Below are 22,433 nucleotides of genomic sequence, written 5' to 3'. Positions count from 1 at the left end.
AGGAGGGACACCATGACCGAGACCGAGATCAAGAAGGGCCTGGCCGGCGTCGTCGTGGACACCACGGCGATCTCCAAGGTCAACCCGGAGACGAACTCCCTGCTGTATCGCGGCTATCCCGTGCAGGACCTGGCCGCGCAGCTGCCGTTCGAGGCCGTCGCGCTGCTGCTCTGGACGGGTGAGCTGCCCACGGACGAGGAGCTGACCGCGTTCGAGCGCTTCGAGCGCACCCACCGTGCCCTCGACCCGAAGGTGAAGCAGGCCATCGACCTGCTGCCCACCGACTGCCACCCCATGGACGTCGGCCGCACCGCCGTGTCCGTGCTCGGCGCGAACCACCCGAAGGCGGAGGACTCCTCCCCCGAGGCCGAGCTGGAGAAGGCCCAGGCGCTGTTCGCGGCGTTCCCAGCCGTCGTCGCCTACGACCAGCGCCGTCGCCGCGGCCAGGAGGTGGTGGAGCCGCGTGAGGACCTGGACTACTCGCAGAACTTCCTGTGGATGACGTTCGGCGAGGAGGCCGCCCCGGAGGTCGTGGACGCGTTCCGCGTCTCGATGGTGCTGTACGCCGAGCACTCGTTCAACGCCTCGACCTTCACCGCGCGCGTGATCACCTCGACGCTCTCCGACCTGCACTCGGCCGTGACCGGTGCGATCGGCGCGCTCAAGGGCCCGCTGCACGGCGGCGCCAACGAGGCCGTGATGCACACCTTCGACGAGATCGGCATCCGGAAGGAGGAGTCCCGTGAGGACGCCGCCGCCCGAGCGAAGGCATGGATGGAGGACGCCCTGGCCCAGAAGAAGAAGGTCATGGGCTTCGGCCACCGCGTCTACAAGAACGGCGACTCCCGCGTGCCCACCATGAAGGCCGCACTGGACCGGATGATCGAGCACTACGGCCGCGAGGAGATGCTCGGCCTGTACGACGGTCTGGAGCAGGCCATGGACGAGGCCAAGCAGATCAAGCCGAACCTCGACTACCCCGCCGGCCCGACGTATCACCTCATGGGCTTCGACACCGAGCTGTTCACGCCGATCTTCATCGCCTCACGCATCACCGGCTGGACCGCCCACATCATGGAGCAGCGCGCCGCGAACGCGCTGATCCGCCCGCTCTCGGCCTACGACGGCCCCGAGCAGCGGGAGCTGCCGGCGGGCTGAGCCTCGTGAGGGGCGGTCGGGGCGACTTGTCGGAGGTGTAGACGCAGATCACCTCCGACACGTCGCCCCATTCGCTCGCGGCGCGGTGCCGCGTGCACGACGACGGCGGGTCGCCCCGGGTGGGGCGGCCCGCCGTCGTCGTGTCGTCATCGGTGCGACGCCCTCGCAGAGTGGTCACGACACGCCGCGTGCCGGGCGCGGCGACGGCGTGTCGTGACCACTGTGTCGGGCCGGTCGTCGGCCCCTCAGCGCCGGGCCGCCGCGTCGGCGCGGCGGGCCAGGCCGGCGGCGACGAGGCCGGCGAACAGCGGGTGCGGGCGGGTCGGCCGGGAGGAGAACTCCGGGTGGGCCTGCGTGGACACGTAGTACGGGTGCACGTCCCGGGGCAGCTCCACGAACTCCACGAGGGCGCCGTCCGGGGAGGTGCCGCAGATCGCGAGACCGGCCTCCTCGAGGCGGTCGCGGTAGGCGTTGTTCACCTCGTAGCGGTGGCGGTGGCGCTCGGTCACCTCGGTGGTGCCGTAGGCCTCGGCCACCACGGAGCCCGGGCGCAGGGTCGCGGGGAAGGCGCCCAGGCGCATGGTGCCGCCGAGGTCCCCCTCGCCGGCCACGATCTGCTCCTGCTCGGCCATGGTGGCGATCACGGGCGAGGCGGTCTCCGGGTCGAACTCGGTGGAGTCCGCGTCCTCCAGGCCGAGGACGTTGCGGGCGTACTCGATGACCATGGACTGCAGGCCCAGGCACAGACCCAGCGTCGGGATCCGCTGCTCGCGGGCGTGCCGCAGCGCGCCGAGCTTGCCCTCGAGCCCGCGCACGCCGAAGCCGCCGGGCACACACACGGCGTCGACGTCCGCGAGCGCCACCGCCGCGCCCTCGGGGGTGGCGCACTCGTCCGCGGCCACCCAGCGGATGCCCACCTTGGCCCGGTGGGCGAAGCCACCGGCGCGCAGCGCCTCGGTGACGGACAGGTAGGCGTCCGGCAGGTCCACGTACTTGCCCACGAGCGCCACCGTGAGCTCGTGCTCCGGGTGGTGCACGGCGTCCATGAGGGCATCCCACGCGGTCCAGTCCACGTCCTTGAACTTCAGGTCCAGGGACTGCACCACGTGGGCGTCGAGGCCCTGGTCATGGATGACGCGGGGGATGTCGTAGATGGAGGGGGCGTCGGCGCAGTTGACGACGGCGTCCTGCGGGACGTCGCACATGCGGGCGATCTTGCCGCGGACATCGTCGGGGACGGCCCGGTCCGAGCGCAGCACGATCGCGTCCGGCTGGATGCCGATCGAGCGCAGGGCGGCCACGGAGTGCTGGGTGGGCTTGGTCTTGAGCTCCTGCGAGGGGCCGATGTACGGCACGAGGGAGACGTGCAGGAAGAAGACGTCGTCGCGGCCGACGTCCTGGCGGACCTGGCGGGCGGCCTCGAGGAAGGGCTGCGACTCGATGTCGCCGACGGTGCCGCCGATCTCCGTGATGATCACGTCCGGGGCGGGGCGGTCGCCGCGGGGCTCCGCGGGCAGGCGCATCCGGCGGCAGATCTCGTCGGTGATGTGCGGGATGACCTGGACGGTGTCCCCGAGGTACTCGCCGCGGCGCTCGCGGGCGATCACGGTGGAGTACACCTGGCCGGTGGTCACGTTGTCCAGGCCGTCGAGGTCCTCGTCGAGGAAGCGCTCGTAGTGGCCGATGTCCAGGTCCGTCTCGGCGCCGTCCTCGGTGACGAACACCTCGCCGTGCTGGAACGGGTTCATGGTGCCCGGGTCCACGTTGAGGTAGGGGTCGAGCTTCTGCATCACCACCCTGAGCCCGCGCGCCTTGAGCAGGTGGCCGAGCGAGGAGGCCGTGAGCCCCTTGCCGAGGGAGGAGGCGACACCGCCGGTCACGAACACGTGACGGGTGACGCGCGTGGACGTCTGAGTACGAGAAGTTCGTTTCACCACGGATTTTGAGCGTATCAGGTGCGGGGCTCAGCGCGCGCGCGGATGCGCGGCGGAGTAGACCTCGCGCAGGGAGTCCACGGTGACGAGGGTGTACACCTGCGTGGTGGTCACGGACGCGTGCCCGAGCAGCTCCTGGACCACGCGGACGTCCGCGCCGCCGGCCAGCAGGTGCGTGGCGAAGCAGTGGCGCAGGGTGTGGGGCGAGACGTCCGCCTCGAGGCCGGCGCGCTCGGCCGCCCGCTTCAGCACGGCCCACGCGGACTGCCGGGAGAGCCGGCCCCCGCGGGCGTTGACGAACAGGGCGGGCGTGGAGCGTGTGACTCCCGTCATGATCGTGGGCCGTCCCCGCACCAGCCATGCGTCGAGCGCGGCGGCCGCGTAGGAGCCGATCGGCACCACGCGCTCCTTGGACCCCTTGCCGAACAGGCGGACCACGGGCTGGCCGCCGTCGTCCCCGGTCTGCGCGAGCCCCACCACGTCGTCGACGTCGAGGCCGACCACCTCGGAGATGCGGGCGCCGGTGCCGTAGAGGAACTCGAGCAGCGCGCGGTCCCGCAGTCCGGCGGGGGTGTCGACGGGCACGGCCTCCAGCAGCGCCGTCACCTGCTCCACGGGGAGCGCCTTCGGCAGGCGGTCGCCCGGCTTCGGCGGGTGGACGTCGCGGGCGGGGTCGGCGGGCGTGAGTCCCTCGAGGGCCCAGAACCGGTGCAGGCCGCGCACGGCCGCGAGCACGCGGGCCGCCGAGCGGACCGCGAGGGGCCGCCCGCCGTCCTCGCCGGTGCCCAGCGCCCGCAGGAAGCCGGAGACGTGGCCGGGGTCGACGTCGGCGGGGGCGCGCACCCCGTGGGCTTCGAGCCAGCGGCGGTAGCGCTCGAGGTCGCGGCGGTAGGCGGCCAGCGTGTTCGCGGCGAGGCCCCGCTCGACGGCCAGGTGCTCCAGGTGGCGGCGGAACGGGGCCGCGAGCGCGGACTCCGCGCCCCGGCCCCCACGGCTCCCACGGGCCTCGGCCTCGCCGCTCCCCCGGGCGGCCGGGTCGGTGCTCACGCGGGCCAGTCCGCCCCGGGGCCGTGGCGGTCGGGGACGAACGGCGCGTCCACGGGACGCAGGCGTCGCCAGCCCTGGGCCCGGTGGGCGCCCAGGGCCAGCACGGCGACGACGGTGGACGGGTTGTGCACCCGGCCGTCCAGGACGGCGTCGGTCACCTCGTCGAGGCCGACCCACACGAGCGGCATGGCCGCCTCCTCGTCCTGCCGGGTGTGCCGCTCGCCGTCGGGGATCTCCTCGATCTGACGGGCCAGGAACACGCGGATCGCCTCGCTGGAGCCGCCCGGGGTCGTGTAGTAGTCGACGAGGGTGTGCCACTCGCGGGCGCGCAGGTCGGCCTCCTCGGCCAGCTCACGGACGGCGACCTGGTGGAGGTCCTCCCCGTCCACGTCCCGCAGGCCCGCCGGGATCTCCCACAGCTCCATGCCCACGGGGTGGCGGTACTGGCGGACGAGGGCCACCTGCTCGCGGGGGCCGGTGGTGGTGAGCTTGGTGCGGACCGCGAGGATCGCCACGGCGCCCGGGTGCACCATCAGCTCCCGGGTCAGCGGATCCCGGGACTTGTCCGCCGGGTCCAGGCGGAACGACTCCCGGGCGATGTCCCACACTCGGCCCTCGTAGACGGTCTTCGACTTCTTCACCGGGCGGGGGACGTGCAGGTCGCGCAGGGGCGAGCGTCCCGCGGACGCGGGGATCTCAGGCATGGGGCGATCCTTTCATGTCGGGGCGGCGTCCGCGGACCGGGTCAGCCGCGTTCGCGGGCGGAGGACTCGAGCAGCTCCCGGGCGTGCTCGCGGGCCGCCGCGGAGTCCCCGTGCCCGGCGAGCATGCGGGCGAGCTCCTCGACCCGTTCGTCGGCCGTCAGCGTCACGACGTCGGAGGTGGTCACACCCGCGGCCGGGTCCGAGTTCTTCTCCACCCGCACGTGCCGGTCCGCGTAGGCGGCGACCTGGGGCAGGTGCGTCACGGCGATGACCTGCACGTGGCGGGCGAGCCGGGCCAGGCGGGCCCCGATCCGCACGGCGGCCTCACCGCCCACGCCGGCGTCGACCTCGTCGAACACGAAGGTGGGCACCGGGTCCGTGGCGGCCAGGACCACCTCGAGGGCGAGCATCACGCGGGAGAGCTCGCCGCCGGAGGCGCCGCGGCCCAGGGGCCGGGGCTCGACGCCCGCGTGGGGGCGCAGGGCGAGCGTGACGTCCTCAGCGCCGTACGGGCCGAGACCGTCCCCGGCGACCGGCGTCAGTCCCACGTGGAAGGAGGCGTCCGGCATGAACAGGGCGTGCAGCTCCTCGGTCACCGCGGTCTCGAGCCGCTCGGCGGCCGCGGTGCGCAGGGCGGTGAGGGTCGCGGCCCGTTCGCGCAGCGCGGCGTCGAGCCGGTCGACCTCCGCCTCGAGCTCCTCGAGGCGGCCGGAGTCGCCCTGCAGCTCGTCCAGGCGCGGACGCTGGGTCCGGGCCCAGTCGATCACGTCGGCGAGCTCCGGCCCGTAGAGCCGCTGCAGTCGTGTGAGCTCGGCCAGCCGCGACTGGGCCGCGTCGAGGTCGGAGGCCGCGTCGGCGTCCAGGTCAGCGGTGTAGCGGGCCAGGTCGCCGGCGATGTCCGTGAGCACGACGGCGGCCTCGGCCAGGCGCGCGGCCGCGGCGGCGAGCTCGGGGTCGTCGCCGGGGGCGGCGAGCACGGCCTGCTGCGCCGCCTCCACGAGGCTGACGGCGCCGGGGGTCTCGTCCATCGTGTCCACGTCGGGGCCGGCCAGTCGGGCGTGTGCCTCCCCGGAGGCGGCGCGCAGCTCCTCGACGTCCTCGAGCCGGCGGATGAGAGCCCGCAGCTCCTCGTCCTCGCCCTCCTGCGGCTCGGCGAGGTCGATCTCCTCGAGCGAGCGCTGGAGCGCCTCGGCTTCGCGGGCCCGCTCTTGGCGGTGGGCGGTGAGCTCCTCGCGCTCCCGACGCGCGGCGGTCCAGGCGGCGTGGTCCGCGCGGTAGGCGCGCAGGGCCGCGGCGAGCTCGGCGCCGCCGAACGCATCGAGGGCGTGCCGCTGGGCGTCGGCGCCCTGGAGGCGGACCTGGTCGTTCTGGCCGTGCACGGCCACGAGGGTCGCCCCGATCTCGGCGAGCAGGCCGACGGGCACGGTCCGCCCGCCGGCGGCGGCGCGCGAGCGGGTCCCCTCCCCAGACGCCGTGACGCTGCGGCTCAGGACGAGCTCCCGGACGCCCTCGTCGGCCTCGTCCAGCACGGCCCCGGCGTCCTCGGCGAGGGCGAGCGCGGCGTGCGCCTCGGGCAGGCGGACGCCGGCGTCCACGACGGCACGGGACGAGCCCCGGCGGACCGCGCCCGCGTCGGCGCGAGCGCCGAGCAGCAGGCCCAGGGCGGTGACCACCATGGTCTTGCCGGCGCCGGTCTCGCCGGTGACGACGGTGAAGCCGGGGTCCAGGTCCACGGTGGCCTCGCCGATCACGCCGAGCCCCGAGATCCTCAGATGGTCGATCATGCGTCCTCCCCGGGGTGACGCGCCCCGCGGTCGCGGTGGCGCTGGATGTCCGCGGGCGAGAGCACCGACAGCGGCATGGTGGCCGGTTCGACGACGTCGGGACGCGGCCCCGCGTGCCGCGGCTCGACGGTCTCCACCGCGTGGAGCACGCCCGCCCGCTCCTGGGCGGTGACGGGGCCGCGCCAGCCGTCCGTGGGCAGCCGGAACTTGCGCACGAGCCGTTCCGCGAAGGGCGTCGGGTTGAGACGGGCCAGGCGCACCGGCTCCGCCGACCGGGACACCTCGATCCGGGCCTGCGGCGGCAGTTCGACGGTGCGCCGGCCGTCACACCACAGCACACCGGTCTCGCGGGTGCGGGTGAGCACGTCCACGCCGATCGTGGAGCGCGGACCCACCACGAGGGGGCGGGTGAACAGGGCGTGGGCGCTGATGGGCACGCACAGCAGGGCCTCCACGGAGGGCCACACGACGGGGCCCCCGCCGGAGAAGGCGTAGGCGGTGGAGCCGGTGGGGGTGGCCAGGACGACGCCGTCGCAGCCGAAGGCCGTCAGCGGCGAGTTGTCCACGGAGACGACCACCTCGAGCATCCGCTCCCGGTGGGACTTCTCCACGGAGGCCTCGTTGAGGGCCCACGTGCGGGCCACCTCGCGGCCCTCCACGAGCACGACGACGTCCAGGGCCATGCGCTCGATCACCACGTAGGACTCCGAGGCGATCGCCTGGACGGTGCGGTGCAGGTCGGTGCGCTCGGACTCGGCGAGGAAGCCGACGTGGCCCAGGTTCACCGCCAGCAGTGGCACGTTGTGGCCGCGGACGAAGTCGGCCGCCCGCAGCACCGAGCCGTCGCCGCCGAGGACGAGGCCGAGGGTGATGTCCTCGAGCTCGCAGTCGACCCCGAGGGCCTCCGGCGCGAACTCCGGGGGTCCCCCGCGGCCGCGCGGATGGCGGCCACGTCCTGTTCGAGCATGACGCTGACCAGGCCCTCCTCCGCGAACATGCGGGTGGCCTGCAGCGCCGCGCTGATGGCGTCCTCGCGGCCCGTGTGGGTCAGGACGAGGACACGACGTCCGGGGGTGTAGGGCATGGTTCCTTCCGCGAGCCGGGGTGCCGGGCACTGCGCTCCAGGATAGCCACGAGATCGGACACGCGAACCGGTGGCCCCGCGCCCGTGGACGGGCGGCGCCCCCCCCCCCCCCCGGACGCGGGTCAGGACCAGTCGATGTGGGCGCCCCGGACCCACCCGGCGGCGCGCTCGTCGGCGGGCGTGGCCGGGCTCGTCCTGCCGGCCGGGTCGTCGGCCGCGGTGGCGTCGGGGCGGTGGAGCCGCAGGAAGAACTCGGCGTTCCCGTCCTGGCCGGCCAGGCCGGATCGGGTGAGGCCGCGGGGGGCGAGGCCGGCGCCCAGCGCGGCCGCGGCCACCCCGGCGACGGCGTCGCGGCGGGCGTCCGGATCGGTGACGACGCCGGAGCGCGGCAGGGCGCGCCGCCCGACCTCGAACTGGGGCTTGACCATGAGCAGCAGCTCCGCGCCGGGTCGGCACACGCCCGCGAGCGGGGCGAGGACGAGGCGCAGCGAGATGAAGGACAGGTCGGAGACCACCAGGTCCACCGGACCGTCGATGTCCTCGGCCCTGAGGTCGCGGACGTTGAGCCCCTCGCGCACGAGGACGCGGGGGTCGGCCCGGACGGTCGGGGCCAGCTGGTCGTGGCCCACGTCCACGGCGGCCACCCGTTCGGCGCCCCGCTCGAGGAGGACCTGGGTGAATCCGCCGGTGGAGGCCCCGGCGTCGAGCGCCTGGCGGCCGGCCACGGCGACGTCCGGGAACGCCTCGAGCGCGCTGACGAGCTTGTGGGCCGCGCGGGAGACGTACCGCGGGCCCGGGTCGCGCAGGCGCAGCGTGGCGTCGGCGGCCACGCGGTCGGAGGGCCGGCGCACCGGGCGGCCGTCGAGGAGGACCTGCCCCGCGCGGATGAGCGCCGCGCCCTCCGTGCGGGAGCGGGCCAGGCCACGGGCGGCCAGGGCGACGTCGGCGCGTGCGGTCTCAGCCACGCCGCGGGTCGGCGGAGGTCTCGGCACCGCCGCCGAGCAGAGCGGGCAGGTGCGCGCGGACCCACGTGGGCCGGTCCGGCCCGGGGGCGGCGGCCGCGGTCTCGCGCGTGTCGATGCCGGTCAGGACGAGCACCGTGTCGAAGCCCGCCGCGTTGCCGCCGCGGATGTCCGTGTCCAGACGGTCGCCGACCACGAGGGGACGGGCCAGGCCGAGGGCCTCGGCCGCCGTCCGGAACAGTCGCGGCTCGGGCTTGCCCGCCGCGACGGGCGCGGTGCCGGTGGCCCGGCCCACCGCCTCGACGAGGGCCCCGTTGCCGGGGGCGATCCCCTCCGCGCGCGGGATCGAGGTGTCCAGGTTGGTGGCGACCCAGGTGGCCCCGGCGCGCACGGCGTACGCGGCCTCCGCCAGATCGGCCCAGCCGAGACCGGGGTCGAAGCCCTGGATCACCGCGTCGGGACACTGCGCCGCGGACGCGACCACCTCGTAGCCCCGCTCCTCGACCACGGCGCGCAGGTACGCCGAGCCGACCACGAGCACCCGGCCGGTCCGGCGGCCGAGCGTCTCCTCGAGCAGGTCGACGCCCGCCGGTGCGGAGCCGAAGACCTGCCCCGCCTCCGCGGGCACCCCGAGCGTGCGGAGATGCTCGGCCACGGACTCCGGCGCGCGAGAGGCGTTGTTCGTCACGAACCCGACCGGCACGCCGCGTTCCTGCAGCGTCGACAGCGTCTCGACCGCCCCGGCGATCGCACCGTCTCCGGCGTACACGACGCCGTCCAGGTCGCACAGCAGCCCGTCGTGACCGTCGAAGAACGTGGTGCTCACCGCTCGTCTGCCTCCGGGGCCTCGAGGTCGTCGAACAGCGACAGCTGGTTCGGGTCGACCTCGTCCGGGGCGTCGACGGCGGCCGGCGGCTCCGCGCTGGCCTCCTGCCGGGGCGCCTCGGTCGGCTCCGTGACGGACTCCGGCTCCTCGGCCGGGGATCCGTCCGCCGTCGCCTCCGCACCGGCCTCGGCCGCATACCGCTCATGGCGCCGTTCGCGGGGGGACGGGCGGCGGTCCCGGGGGTCCTCGACCGGCTCGGTGTCCACGTCGATGATCTCCGGGTCCGCGAACCCGCCCACGCCGAGGGCCTTCTCCGCGACGCGCACGGCGCGCGCCCAGAGCCGAGCCTCCTCGCGGCGCCCCAGGGCGAGCAGCACGTCGGCCTGACGCTGAAACAGCCGGGGAGAGAAGGGGTAACCGCGCCGACGGTCCAGTTCCGGGATCTGCAGGGCCTCATGGGCGCCCTGGAGGTCGCCGGCGTCCTCGCGGATGCCGGAGACGACCATGGCCAGCTCGGCCCGCGCCGCCCGGTCCAGACGCGAGGCATCCACCTCGGCGGCCAGCTGCAGGGCCTTCTCCGTGCGGCCGAGGGCACGCTCGCTGTCCACCTGCGCGGCGATGTGGGTGTCGTCGCCCGTCATGCGCCGGTAGGTGCGGAACTCGCGCAGCGCGTCGGCGTACTCCCCCGCCGCGTAGGCGGTGAGCGCGACGGCCTCGCGCACGCGTGAGAGGCGGCCGCCCTTGCGGGACGCGGCGAGGGCGTGCTGGAACGCCAGCGCCGGGTCGACGTCCAGGTAGCGGCCAGCCATCACGAGGTGCTTGGCGACCCAGCTGGCAGGACGCTCGTCAAGCCCGTTGATCTCCTTGAGCGTGCCGCGGTCGAGCTCCTGGCCCGTCACGTCCGGGTCGATGTCGGGAGAGCGCTCCTGGTCCGCACGGTTCGCCGCTCGGAGGTCACCGGGATTGTGCGCGGGTCGTTCGGCGCGGTCCTCGCGACGAGAGCCCGTCGGCGCACCGCGGCGCTCGGGGCGTCCGCCCCCCTGGCCCGGGCCGCGCCGCCGGTCCTCGTGAGGCCCGCCGGAGCGGCGCCGGTCACCGGCACCGCTGCGAGGACGTCCGTCGCGGTCACCGCCACGACGCCGGCCATCACCGCCACCACGGGGCCCGCGGCCCTCGGATCCGCGGTCCTCGCGGCGCTCTCGGGGGGTGTCCTCAGCCATGGTGTCCTTCCTGGGCGTCACGCCGCGACGGTCCGCGGGAACGCGGTCTCTGTTCCTCATGTGCCGGCCTCGCGGCCGGGTCCTCAGGGGACCAGGCTAGTGCCCGGAGCCTGTGGCAGACCGTCCTTGCGGGGAAAGCAGTCCAGAAATGCGGGAAGGGCCTCGCACCCAACGGTGCGAGGCCCTCCCTCAAAGAATGTCCGGCGGCGACCTACTCTCCCACAACCTCCCGGCTGCAGTACCATCGGCGCTGTGGGCCTTAGCTTCCGGGTTCGGAATGGAACCGGGCGTTTCCCCCACGCTATGACCGCCGTAACCCTAACCCCACACCACCACCCTCAACACGGGCAACAGCAGGGAAACCTAACGGGTCACACAACAGTGACACTATTCAACTCAAAACACCTCAACCACCCACCAACAAGCAGACAGCCGGTTGCAATCAGACAACCGCACAGTGGACGCGAACACCCACCCATCACCTTGAAGCAAGCAATAGGATAAGAGTGTGTGTAAGTCATCGGCCTATTAGTACTGGTCAGCTTCACGAGTCTTCAGTCCTCGCTTCCACATCCAGCCTATCAACCCAGTGTTCTAGCTGGGGGCCTCACACCCTCAAAGGGGCAAGGAAATCTCATCTCGAAGCCGGCTTCCCGCTTAGATGCTTTCAGCGGTTATCCATCCCGAACGTAGCTAATCAGCCATGCACCTGGCGGTACAACTGACATACCAGAGGTTCGTCCGTCCCGGTCCTCTCGTACTAAGGACAGACCTTCTCAAATTTCCAACGCGCGCAGAGGATAGGGACCGAACTGTCTCACGACGTTCTGAACCCAGCTCGCGTACCGCTTTAATGGGCGAACAGCCCAACCCTTGGGACCTACTCCAGCCCCAGGATGCGACGAGCCGACATCGAGGTGCCAAACCATGCCGTCGATATGGACTCTTGGGCAAGATCAGCCTGTTATCCCCGAGGTACCTTTTATCCGTTGAGCGACGGCCGTTCCACAACGAGCCGCCGGATCACTAGTCCCGACTTTCGTCCCTGCTCGAGCTGCCACTCTCACAGTCAAGCTCCCTTGTGCACTTGCACTCGACACCTGATTGCCAACCAGGCTGAGGGAACCTTTGGGCGCCTCCGTTACATTTTGGGAGGCAACCGCCCCAGTTAAACTACCCATCAGGCACTGTCCCTGACCCGGATCACGGGCCGAAGTTAGATATCCAGAGTGACCAGAGTGGTATTTCAACGGCGACTCCACGAACACTGGCGTGCCCGCTTCACAGTCTCCCACCTATCCTACACAAGTCACACCGAATACCAATACCAAACTATAGTAAAGGTCACGGGGTCTTTCCGTCCTTCTGCGCGTAACGAGCATCTTTACTCGTAATGCAATTTCGCCGAGTTCATGGTTGAGACAGCGGGGAAGTCGTTACTCCATTCGTGCAGGTCGGAACTTACCCGACAAGGAATTTCGCTACCTTAGGATGGTTATAGTTACCACCGCCGTTTACTGGGGCTTAAGTTCTCCGCTTCGCCGAAGCTAACGGGTCCCCTTAACCTTCCAGCACCGGGCAGGAGTCAGTCCATATACATCGTCTTACGACTTCGCATGGACCTGTGTTTTTGATAAACAGTCGCTTCCCCCTGGTCTCTGCGGCCCCGATCCCCTCACACCAGCACGTGGTGCTCAAGGTTGGGGCCCCCCTTCTCCCGAAGTTACGGGGGCATTTTGCCGAGTTCCTTAACCATGATTCTCTCGATCGCCTTGGTATTCTCTACCTGACCACCTGTGTCGGTTTAGGGTACGGGCAGTTTGAACCTCGCGCCGATGCTTTTCTAGGCAGCATAGGATCACCGGATCACCCACCATGTGGGCGCCCATCAGGTCTCAGGCATACAGCCGGCGGATTTACCTACCGGCAGCCCTACACCCTTAGACCAGGTCATTTCCATTGCCCGGCCCGGCTACCTTCCTGCGTCACACCCGTTAATGCGCTTGCCTCCCCGGTTCAGGTCCCGCGCTCCCCATCACCGACCCCGTCAAAAACGGGGTTCGGGATGGTTCGGGCGGTTAGTATCACCGGCTCAACATGGACGGTTCTTCACTGGTACGGGAATATCAACCCGTTGTCCATCGACTACGCCTGTCGGCCTCGCCTTAGGTCCCGACTTACCCAGGGCAGATTAGCTTGACCCTGGAACCCTTAGTCATCCGGCGGACGGGTTTCTCACCCGTCTTTCGCTACTCATGCCTGCATTCTCACTCGTCCACAATCCACCAGAAGTTACCCGCTGGCTTCACCTCGTGAACGACGCTCCCCTACCCATCCAGCAAAACTGAATGCCACGGTTTCGGCGGTGTACTTGAGCCCCGCTACATTGTCGGCGCGGAATCACTTGACCAGTGAGCTATTACGCACTCTTTCAAGGGTGGCTGCTTCTAAGCCAACCTCCTGGTTGTCTCAGCAACTCCACATCCTTTCCCACTTAGCACACGCTTAGGGGCCTTAACCGGTGGTCTGGGCTGTTTCCCTCTCGACTATGAAGCTTATCCCCCACAGTCTCACTGCCACGCTCTCACTTCCCGGCATTCGGAGTTTGGCTGAAGTCAGTAACCTTGTAGGGCCCATCGTCCATCCAGTAGCTCTACCTCCGGGAAGAAACACGTGACGCTGCACCTAAATGCATTTCGGGGAGAACCAGCTATCACGGAGTTTGATTGGCCTTTCACCCCTACCCACAGCTCATCCCCTCCATTTTCAACTGAAGTGGGTTCGGTCCTCCACGCGCTCTTACACGCGCTTCAACCTGGCCATGGGTAGATCACTCCGCTTCGGGTCTAGGACACGCGACTCAATCGCCCTATTCAGACTCGCTTTCGCTACGGCTTCCCCACACGGGTTAACCTCGCCACGTATCACTAACTCGCAGGCTCATTCTTCAAAAGGCACGCTGTCACCCCACAAGGAGGCTCCAACGGTTTGTAGGCACATGGTTTCAGGTACTATTTCACTCCCCTCCCGGGGTACTTTTCACCATTCCCTCACGGTACTGATCCGCTATCGGTCAACAGGTAGTATTCAGGCTTACCAGGTGGTCCTGGCAGATTCACACGGGATTCCTCGGGCCCCGTGCTACTCGGGCAACCCCCCAACAGCGGCGGAACACATTTCGACTACGGGACTCTCACCCTCTACGGTCCAGCATCCACACTGGTTCGTCTATATGCCCGCACCTCACTGCGCCATGCCGGCAGACATGACAAGGAGGGGCCCACAACACCGCACATGCAACCCCTGCCGGGTATCACACACATACGGTTTAGCCCCATCCGCGTTCGCTCGCCACTACTAACGGAATCACTTTTGTTTTCTCTTCCTGTGGGTACTGAGATGTTTCACTTCCCCACGTTCCCTCCACCCGGTCTATGTGTTCAACCGGGGGTCACACGACACGTCGTGCGGGGTTTCCCCATTCGGAAATCCTGGTCTCAACGTCCGGTTATCGACTCCACCAGGCTTATCGCAGATTCCCACGTCCTTCTTCGGCTCCTGTTGCCAAGGCATCCACCATGCGCCCTTGGAAACTTTCACACACAATGAAAGTCCTCAAATGAGCAATATCTAACTAAGATGTCATTCTCGGCATCACCACACCTCACACACCACCCCAGGGGGGACAGTGCGATCAACGATGCAGCAACAAAAAAAATAAGATGCTCGCGTCCACTATGCAGTTCTCAAACAACAACCCACACCCCATCCACCAACCCACAAGGCCAGCTTCACAAGATACGGAGACCAGAAACAACAACCCCAACCCTCACAGATCAGGGTGCCTGCTGTTCCAGGACCCAACAGTGTGCCAACACCAGCTCGCAGCCACCAACACCACCCATTCCAACCACACCCGCAAAGGCATGACGTACTCGAGCACTGCCGGCACCACCACTGGCACCATTCATTGATGTTCCACCCATGAGCAACCCGCCATCACACACGCGGTGATGCAACGGGCACTAATGCTCCTTAGAAAGGAGGTGATCCAGCCGCACCTTCCGGTACGGCTACCTTGTTACGACTTAGTCCCAATCGCTGGTCCCACCTTCGACGGCTCCCCCCACAAGGGTTAGGCCACCGGCTTCGGGTGTTACCAACTTTCGTGACTTGACGGGCGGTGTGTACAAGGCCCGGGAACGTATTCACCGCAGCGTTGCTGATCTGCGATTACTAGCGACTCCGACTTCATGGGGTCGAGTTGCAGACCCCAATCCGAACTGAGACCGGCTTTTTGGGATTAGCTCCACCTCACAGTATCGCAACCCATTGTACCGGCCATTGTAGCATGCGTGAAGCCCAAGACATAAGGGGCATGATGATTTGACGTCGTCCTCACCTTCCTCCGAGTTGACCCCGGCAGTCTCCCATGAGTCCCCACCATTACGTGCTGGCAACATGGAACGAGGGTTGCGCTCGTTGCGGGACTTAACCCAACATCTCACGACACGAGCTGACGACAACCATGCACCACCTGTGAACCCGCCCCAAAGGGGAAACCGTATCTCTACGGCGATCGAGAACATGTCAAGCCTTGGTAAGGTTCTTCGCGTTGCATCGAATTAATCCGCATGCTCCGCCGCTTGTGCGGGCCCCCGTCAATTCCTTTGAGTTTTAGCCTTGCGGCCGTACTCCCCAGGCGGGGCACTTAATGCGTTAGCTGCGGCGCGGAAACCGTGGAATGGTCCCCACACCTAGTGCCCAACGTTTACGGCATGGACTACCAGGGTATCTAATCCTGTTCGCTCCCCATGCTTTCGCTCCTCAGCGTCAGTTACAGCCCAGAGACCTGCCTTCGCCATCGGTGTTCCTCCTGATATCTGCGCATTCCACCGCTACACCAGGAATTCCAGTCTCCCCTACTGCACTCTAGTCTGCCCGTACCCACCGCAGATCCGGGGTTAAGCCCCGGACTTTCACGACAGACGCGACAAACCGCCTACGAGCTCTTTACGCCCAATAATTCCGGATAACGCTCGCACCCTACGTATTACCGCGGCTGCTGGCACGTAGTTAGCCGGTGCTTCTTCTGCAGGTACCGTCACTTTCGCTTCTTCCCTACTGAAAGAGGTTTACAACCCGAAGGCCGTCATCCCTCACGCGGCGTCGCTGCATCAGGCTTGCGCCCATTGTGCAATATTCCCCACTGCTGCCTCCCGTAGGAGTCTGGGCCGTGTCTCAGTCCCAGTGTGGCCGGTCACCCTCTCAGGCCGGCTACCCGTCGTCGCCTTGGTGAGCCATTACCTCACCAACAAGCTGATAGGCCGCGAGTCCATCCAAAACCGATAAATCTTTCCAACACCCACCATGCGGTGGACGCTCCTATCCGGTATTAGACCCAGTTTCCCAGGCTTATCCCAGAGTTAAGGGCAGGTTACTCACGTGTTACTCACCCGTTCGCCACTAATCCACCCAGCAAGCTGGGCTTCATCGTTCGACTTGCATGTGTTAAGCACGCCGCCAGCGTTCATCCTGAGCCAGGATCAAACTCTCCGTAAAAAAATTACAGAACAACACCGTGGCAGCCGGAAATAACCACCACGACATCCATTCAATACCTAGCAAACCATCACCACACCACGGGGGTGGCAGGCGATGATCAACCAATATGTGTTAAAACAATTGGCATCAACAAACTTGGCACACTATTGAGTTCTCAAACAACAGGCGCTTCCAGCTTCAGCGACCCGCTCCGCGGGCCGTTTCGCTCTGGAGCAACTTCTCCATCCTAGACCATCCGTTTCGACCGTGTCAACTCCGTGTCCGAAGCATTCACCGTCCGTTCACATGGCCGGGCTAGAAAACCTTACCACATGATCCGACCATGTCAACTCCGCTCAACGCGGTGTCAGACACTCACCGGACCATCCACGTGGAAGGCCTCGAAAAGCTTACCACATGATCCCCGGCTGTCAAACCAGATCATCTTCTTCAGGAATCCCGACCCGCATCACTGCCGGCCGCGCACCCGGTGAGCACCACCCGCCCTGGACCTGCCATTCTCGGCATGAATCCGCGGATTCTGTGTTCTTCACCCCGCCTCCCGGTCACCCGGTCGGCGTCTTGAGCACGAGATGGAACTCTACACACGAATCCCACCGAACACAAAATCAGGGGTGACACCCGGCGGCCACGCATGAAAAAGGGCCCCGTTCTCCGCAGAATCCTGCGGAGAACGGGGCCCTGTGCTCCTCCCGTGGGCGGTTCCTCCGCCGTCGCCGCCCGTCGTGTCCTCGGTCACTTCTGGCGACCCGGTGGACACCGGTGGTCTGCGGCCGTGGTCAGGCCTCCCCCAGGTCCGCACCCGCCATGTTCTTCTTGCCCCGGCGCACCAGCAGGTGCCGGCCGGCGAAGGCGTCGTCTCGGGTGAACACCTGGTCGGCATCCGTCACCCGCACGTTGTTCACCGACGCGCCGCCGTCGCGCACCGTCCGACGCGCCTCGGAGCGCGAGGCGACCAGCCCGGTGGAGACCAGCAGCTCGACCGCGGTCACGGTGCCCGGCTCCCCCTCCCACTGGGTCCGGTCGGCCTGCGGCAGCTCGGCCAGCACGGCGGTCAGCGTGTCCGGATCCACGGTGGTGAGGTCGCCGCCTCCGAACACGGCCTGGGAGGCCTCGATGACCTTCGTCGTCGTCTCCTCTCCATGGGCCAGCGCTGTGACCTCCCACGCCAGGCGCTTCTGGGCCTCCCGGCGGAACGGCTCGTCGGCCACCTTCTGCGCGTACTCCTCGATCTCCGCGCGGGTCAGGAACGTGAAGACCTTGAGCCGGTCGACGACGTCCGCGTCCGCCGTGTTGAGCCAGAACTGGTAGAAGGCGTACGGGGAGCACATCTCCGCGTCGAGCCAGACGGCGTTGCCCTCGGACTTGCCGAACTTGGTGCCGTCCGCGTTCGTGATCAGCGGCGTGCCCAGCGCATGGGCGTGGGTCCCCTCCACCTTGCGGATCAGCTCGGTGCCGGCGGTGAGGTTGCCCCACTGGTCGGAGCCGCCGGTCTGGAGGGTCACGCCGTGCCGGCGGTGCAGCTCGAGGAAGTCGTTGCCCTGCAGCACCTGGTAGGAGAACTCCGTGTAGGAGATGCCCTCATCAGAGTTCAGGCGCTTGGCCACGATCTCCTTCTTCACCATCGTGCCGACGCGGAAGTTCTTGCCGACGTCCCGCAGGAAGTCCAGCGCGCTCATGCCCGCGGTCCAGTCCAGGTTGTTGACCATGGTCGCCGCGTTCTCCCCCTCGAAGGAGAGGTACGGCTCGATCTGCGCGCGCAGCGACTCCACCCACGCCGCCACGGTCTCCTGCGAGTTCAGGACGCGCTCCGAGGTCTGCCGCGGGTCGCCGATGAGGCCGGTGGCGCCGCCCACGAGGGCATACGGGCGGTGGCCGGCGAGCTGCAGGCGGCGCAGGGTGAGCAGCTGGACCAGGTGTCCCAGGTGGAGAGACGGAGCGGTCGGGTCGAAGCCGCAGTAATACGAGACGGGCTCCCCGGCCAGCGCCTGTTCCAGCGCGGCCTCGTCCGTCGAGACGTGCACGAGCCCGCGCCAGCGCAGCTCCTGCCAGACGTTCTCGAAGCTCGGGTCGTTCGCCTGTGCGCGCAGTCGGGCCGCGCGCTCCTCGTTCTGGGGTGCCATAGCCCCCAGCCTAGCGACGCGCCCGCGCGCCTCCGCGACGCCGCGCACGTGCGACGTCGCCCGCGGGGCTCACTCCGGGACGTCCGCCAGCCCGGCCGGCAGCGCGGCCGCGTCCGTCCCGGCGACGACGGACAACGACTGGGTGGCGCGGGTCATCGCCACGTACAGATCGCCCACCACGCCGCGCGCGTCGGCCACGATCCGCTCGGGCGAGACGAGGACGACGGTGTCGAACTCCAGTCCCTTGGTCTCCCACGGGGTGGCGACGACGATCTCGACGCCGGGCAGCGGCGCGGTGTCCACGGCCGCCTCCCCCCACCGCTCCCGGAGGACCGTGAGCAGCTCCCCCGTCCGCCCGGCGGGGGCGATCACGGCGGTCAGGGCCTCGGGCACGCGGTCCCGCTCGACCTCGACCGCGTCGAGGGCCAGGGCCGCGACGTCCCCGCCCGGCTCCGTCACCAGGCGCGGGCGGTGGTCGCCCTCGCGCACGGCGCGCGGATGGGAGACCTCGAGCCCGGCCGCCCGTGCGACCTGCGCGGCCCAGCGCATCACGCGCGCGGGCGAGCGGTAGTTCACGGTCAGCTCTTCCAGGCGCCAGCGGTCCCCGAACTCCGGGGCGAGGACGGACGCCCACGAGCCGGCCGCGTCACGACGGGAGGACTGCGCGATGTCCCCCACGATGGTGAACGACTTCATCGGGCAGCGGCGCGCCAGCAGGCGCCACTGCATCGGAGAGAGCTCCTGAGCCTCGTCCACCACCACGTGCCCGTACGTCCAGGTGCGGTCGTGGGCCGCGGTCTCAGCGGTGGTCCGTCGCACCCCGCGTGCCTCATTGGCCGCGGCCAGCTGCTCGGCGTCCACGACGCCGTCGACGCCCAGGTCCGCGAGCGTCTGGTGCATGTTCTCCAGGGACGCCCTGGCGTTCTCGAGGTTGCGCTCGTGCTGGGCCGCGAACTCACCACCCCGGCCCGGGGTCTCGAGGCGTCCGAGCAGCTCGGCCGCCTCGTCCAGCAGGGGCACGTCGGCCTCGGTCCAGGGGGCGTCGGCCGGCCGCAGGAGCGTGCCGACCTCGGCGTCGGAGAGCCACGGGGCGGCCGCCCGGAGCAGGTCCTCCCGGGTGAGGAGGTCGCCGATCAGCTTCTCCGGCGTCAGCGGCATCCAGCAGAGGTTGAGCGCGATGCGCACGTCGCGCGAGGTGCGCACGTCCTCCAGCAGGAGGTCACGCTGCACCGGGGTGCCCGAGGACTTCTCCAGCTTCTTGCGCAGCTTCTCCGCGAGCTCGCGGACGAGGATCTTCACGAACGTCACCCGGGCCTCGTTGTGGGGCTTGCGGGTGGCCCGCGCCTTGTCCCGGGCGCGCCGGACCATGGCCGGCTTGAGCTTGACGGCCGTGCCGTCGATCATCAGGCGCCGCGGCTCGACGAGCAGGCGCTGGCGCTGCGCGACCGCGTGGGCGACGGCGTCCACCATGTCCAGCCGGCCCTTCACCGCCGCCGCGTCGAGGTCCCGCTCCGGGACGGCCCGCACACCCGGCATCAGCGTCCCCAGCGAGGACATCACGACACCGGTCTCGCCCAGCGAGGGCAGCACCCGCTCGATGTACCGCATGAACGCGGTCGACGGGCCGACGATCAGCACGCCCGAGCGCGCGAGGCGCTCCCGGTGGGTGTACAGCAGGTAGGCGGCGCGGTGCAGGGCGACGGCGGTCTTCCCCGTGCCGGGCCCGCCCTGCACCACGACCGCCCCGGGCAGGGGCGCGCGGATCACCTCGTCCTGCTCCGCCTGGATCGTGGCGACGATGTCCCCCATCCGTCCCGTGCGTCGGGCGGTGACGGCGGCCAGCAGCGCACCCTGGGCATCGGCGCGCACGCCGTCCTCGCCCAGCAGCGTCGGGTCCAGGATGTCGTCCTCGAGGTCGCGCACCTCGCGCCCCCGCAGCATCAGGTGACGACGACGGCGCACGCGGCCCCGGTGGGCCGCCGTCGCCTGGTAGAAGGCGCCGGCCTCGGCCGCGCGCCAGTCGACGAGGAGGCGCTCGTGGTCCTCGGTGGTGAGGCCGATGCGCCCGATGTACCGCTGCTCGTCGGCCCCACCCTCCCGCTCGGCGTCGAGGTCGAGCCGGCCGAAGACGAGGCGGTCGTCCACGGCGTAGAGCTGGGCGAGTCGGTCCTCGTAGAGGCTGGCGAAGGCGTCGCGCTCGGAGTGGTTCTGCAGCGACCCCTGCGGACCGGTCCGGCGCACGGCCGCGAGCTGGCGCTCCTTCTCCTCACGCAGGGCGTCGAGGCGGGCGTACCGCTCGGCGACCCGACCCCGCTCGAGGTCGAGCTCGGACTGGCGGACGGACACGGTATCGGTCATCGGGGGCCCTCGCGGTGCGGTGAGAGGCGGACCACGCTGCGGCCCGCCCGGCGGAAAAGTGACCACCCATGCTACGCCGACCGCGGTGAACGGCGGGTGACGCGGCGGTGCCCTGCCGGGCACCGCCGCGTCCGGCCCGGCCGACGCCGACTCGACCGGGCGACCGCGTCAGCGGGCGTCGACGACGGAGCCCGGCGTGTCGGCCCAGCGGCGCAGCGGTTCCAGGGCGTCCTCGAGCGCCCCGATCTGCGCCGCGACGGCCGTCGGCGCGGTCCCGCCCTGGGCGTCGCGAGAGGCGAGCGAGCCCTCCGTGCTGAGCACCTCGCGGACCTGCGGGGTCAGCGCCGGCGAGATGGCCGCGTACTCCTCGTCCGTGAGGTCCCACAGCTCCACGCCCCGGGCCTCGGCCGCCTTCACGGCCTCGCCGGACAGCTCGTGGGCCTCGCGGAACGGGACCCCCTGGCGGACGAGCCACTCGGCGACGTCGGTGGCCAGCGCGAAGCCCTGCGGGGCCAGCTCCGCCATGCGCTCCGTCTGGAACTCGAGGGTGGCGATCATCCCGGAGACGGCGGGCAGCAGCAGCTCGAGGGTGTCCGCGGCGTCGAAGACGGGCTCCTTGTCCTCCTGCAGGTCGCGGTTGTAGGCCAGCGGCATGCCCTTGAGCGTGGCCAGCAGCCCCGTGAGGTCGCCGATGAGGCGGCCGGACTTGCCGCGGGCCAGCTCGGCGACGTCCGGGTTCTTCTTCTGCGGCATGATCGAGGACCCTGTGGAGTACGCGTCGTGCAGCGTCACGAAGCCCGCCTCCTTGGTGGCCCAGAAGATGACCTCCTCCGAGATGCGGGACAGGTCGACGCCGACCATCGCGGCGACCCACGCGAACTCCGCGTACACGTCGCGGGCGGCGGTGCCGTCGATCGAGTTCCACACGGCCGACTCGAAGCCGAGCTCGGTGGCCACGGCGTTCGGGTCCAGACCCAGGGAGGAGCCTGCCAGGGCCCCGGAGCCGTACGGCGAGACGGCCGCGCGCGCGTCCCAGTCCACGAGCCGCTGCAGGTCCCGCGCGAACGCCCAGGCGTGCGCGAGCAGGTGGTGCGAGAGCAGGACGGGCTGCGCGTGCTGCAGGTGGGTGCGGCCCGGCATCGGCGCGTACGGGTGCGCCCGCGCCTGATCGAGCAGCGCGTCCACCGTGGCGATCACGCCCCGCGCGATGATGCGGGCGTGGTCGCGCAGGAACATCCGGCCGAGGGTGGCGACCTGGTCGTTGCGGGATCGGCCGGCCCGCAGGCGGCCGCCGAGCTCGGGACCGGCCCGCTCGATGAGGCCGCGCTCGAGCGAGCCGTGCACGTCCTCATCGGACGCCGCCGGGGTGTAGGCACCGGAACGCACGTCCGCCTCGAGCCGGTCGAGGGCCGCGATCATCCCGTCCAGGTCGTCCGCACTGAGCAGACCGGCGGTGTGCAGCACCCGGGCGTGGGCACGGGAGCCGACGATGTCATAGGGCGCCAGGCGCCAGTCGAAGTGCGTGGACTTGCTGAGCGCGGCGAGCGCCTCGGAAGGGCCGCCGGCGAAGCGGCCGCCCCACAGGGCGCCCTCGTTGGTCCCGTGGCGGGCGTCGGTGTTCTCGGTCATCGAAGGTCTCCTCGAGGTCGGTGACAGGCCGACGGCGGC

General features: G+C 69.5%; 11 protein-coding genes, 3 rRNA genes and 1 pseudogene. 1 reads left to right on the top strand and 14 read right to left on the bottom strand.

What is annotated here, in order from left to right; all coding sequences use genetic code 11:
* Window positions 1-12 precede the first annotated feature (12 nt).
* Window positions 13-1,158, top strand: a complete 1,146-nt coding sequence (locus OVA32_RS06110; RefSeq protein ID WP_036315727.1) for a bifunctional 2-methylcitrate synthase/citrate synthase — start codon at window positions 13-15, stop codon at window positions 1,156-1,158.
* 245 nt (window positions 1,159-1,403) lie between these two features.
* On the opposite strand, the gene OVA32_RS06105 is transcribed toward OVA32_RS06110, so the two are convergent.
* The 14 genes and pseudogenes from OVA32_RS06105 to argH all read right to left on the bottom strand — a co-directional run bounded on the left by OVA32_RS06105 (window position 1,404) and on the right by argH (window position 22,394).
* Window positions 1,404-3,113, bottom strand: coding sequence for a CTP synthase (locus OVA32_RS06105; RefSeq protein WP_080695883.1), 1,710 nt, complete (start codon window positions 3,111-3,113; stop codon window positions 1,404-1,406).
* Window positions 3,114-3,122: 9 nt separating this feature from the next.
* Window positions 3,123-4,139, bottom strand: coding sequence for a site-specific tyrosine recombinase XerD (gene xerD, locus OVA32_RS06100; protein WP_036315732.1), 1,017 nt, complete (start codon window positions 4,137-4,139; stop codon window positions 3,123-3,125).
* Window positions 4,136-4,843, bottom strand: coding sequence for an NUDIX domain-containing protein (locus OVA32_RS06095; RefSeq protein WP_041102685.1), 708 nt, complete (start codon window positions 4,841-4,843; stop codon window positions 4,136-4,138). The genes xerD and OVA32_RS06095 overlap by 4 nt, the downstream gene beginning before the upstream one ends.
* Before the next feature lie 41 nt (window positions 4,844-4,884).
* On the bottom strand, window positions 4,885-6,627 hold the full coding sequence (gene recN / locus OVA32_RS06090; protein WP_036383274.1) for a DNA repair protein RecN: 1,743 nt from the start codon (window positions 6,625-6,627) through the stop codon (window positions 4,885-4,887).
* Window positions 6,624-7,711, bottom strand: a pseudogene (locus tag OVA32_RS06085) (NAD kinase). Before OVA32_RS06085 ends, recN begins: the two are co-directional and overlap by 4 nt.
* Window positions 7,712-7,833: 122 nt before the next feature.
* A complete protein-coding gene (locus OVA32_RS06080; RefSeq protein WP_041105368.1) occupies window positions 7,834-8,676 on the bottom strand; it encodes a TlyA family RNA methyltransferase in 843 nt (280 codons plus the stop codon).
* Window positions 8,669-9,499: an HAD-IIA family hydrolase gene (locus tag OVA32_RS06075; RefSeq protein WP_052520132.1), complete on the bottom strand. Its 831-nt coding sequence runs from the start codon at window positions 9,497-9,499 to the stop codon at window positions 8,669-8,671. Before OVA32_RS06075 ends, OVA32_RS06080 begins: the two co-directional genes overlap by 8 nt.
* Window positions 9,496-10,398 (bottom strand): hypothetical protein, encoded by a 903-nt coding sequence (locus OVA32_RS06070; RefSeq protein ID WP_230594554.1) that lies wholly within the window; start codon window positions 10,396-10,398, stop codon window positions 9,496-9,498. The genes OVA32_RS06075 and OVA32_RS06070 overlap by 4 nt, the downstream gene beginning before the upstream one ends.
* A gap of 519 nt (window positions 10,399-10,917) precedes the next feature.
* Window positions 10,918-11,034: ribosomal RNA gene (gene rrf / locus OVA32_RS06065) — 5S ribosomal RNA — on the bottom strand.
* 193 nt (window positions 11,035-11,227) lie between these two features.
* Window positions 11,228-14,319 (bottom strand): 23S ribosomal RNA (locus OVA32_RS06060).
* A 439-nt stretch (window positions 14,320-14,758) separates the two neighbouring features.
* Window positions 14,759-16,281 (bottom strand): 16S ribosomal RNA (locus tag OVA32_RS06055).
* The 16S, 23S and 5S rRNA genes sit together here, the layout of an rRNA operon.
* 782 nt (window positions 16,282-17,063) lie before the next feature.
* Window positions 17,064-18,407 (bottom strand): tyrosine--tRNA ligase, encoded by a 1,344-nt coding sequence (gene tyrS / locus OVA32_RS06050; protein ID WP_041105139.1) that lies wholly within the window; start codon window positions 18,405-18,407, stop codon window positions 17,064-17,066.
* 69 nt (window positions 18,408-18,476) lie between these two features.
* Window positions 18,477-20,765 carry a HelD family protein gene (locus tag OVA32_RS06045; RefSeq protein ID WP_041104703.1) on the bottom strand — a complete coding sequence of 763 codons (2,289 nt, stop codon included), beginning with the start codon at window positions 20,763-20,765 and terminating at the stop codon, window positions 18,477-18,479.
* A 168-nt stretch (window positions 20,766-20,933) separates the two neighbouring features.
* Window positions 20,934-22,394: an argininosuccinate lyase gene (gene argH / locus OVA32_RS06040; protein WP_041104700.1), complete on the bottom strand. Its 1,461-nt coding sequence runs from the start codon at window positions 22,392-22,394 to the stop codon at window positions 20,934-20,936.
* Window positions 22,395-22,433 lie beyond the last annotated feature (39 nt).

The sequence above is a fragment of the Micrococcus sp. SL257 genome, from assembly GCF_026625585.1.
In the GTDB taxonomy this organism is placed as follows: domain Bacteria; phylum Actinomycetota; class Actinomycetes; order Actinomycetales; family Micrococcaceae; genus Micrococcus; species Micrococcus luteus.
Note: the sequence above shows the minus strand (reverse complement) of the source record. Positions and strands in the feature narration are given on the sequence as shown.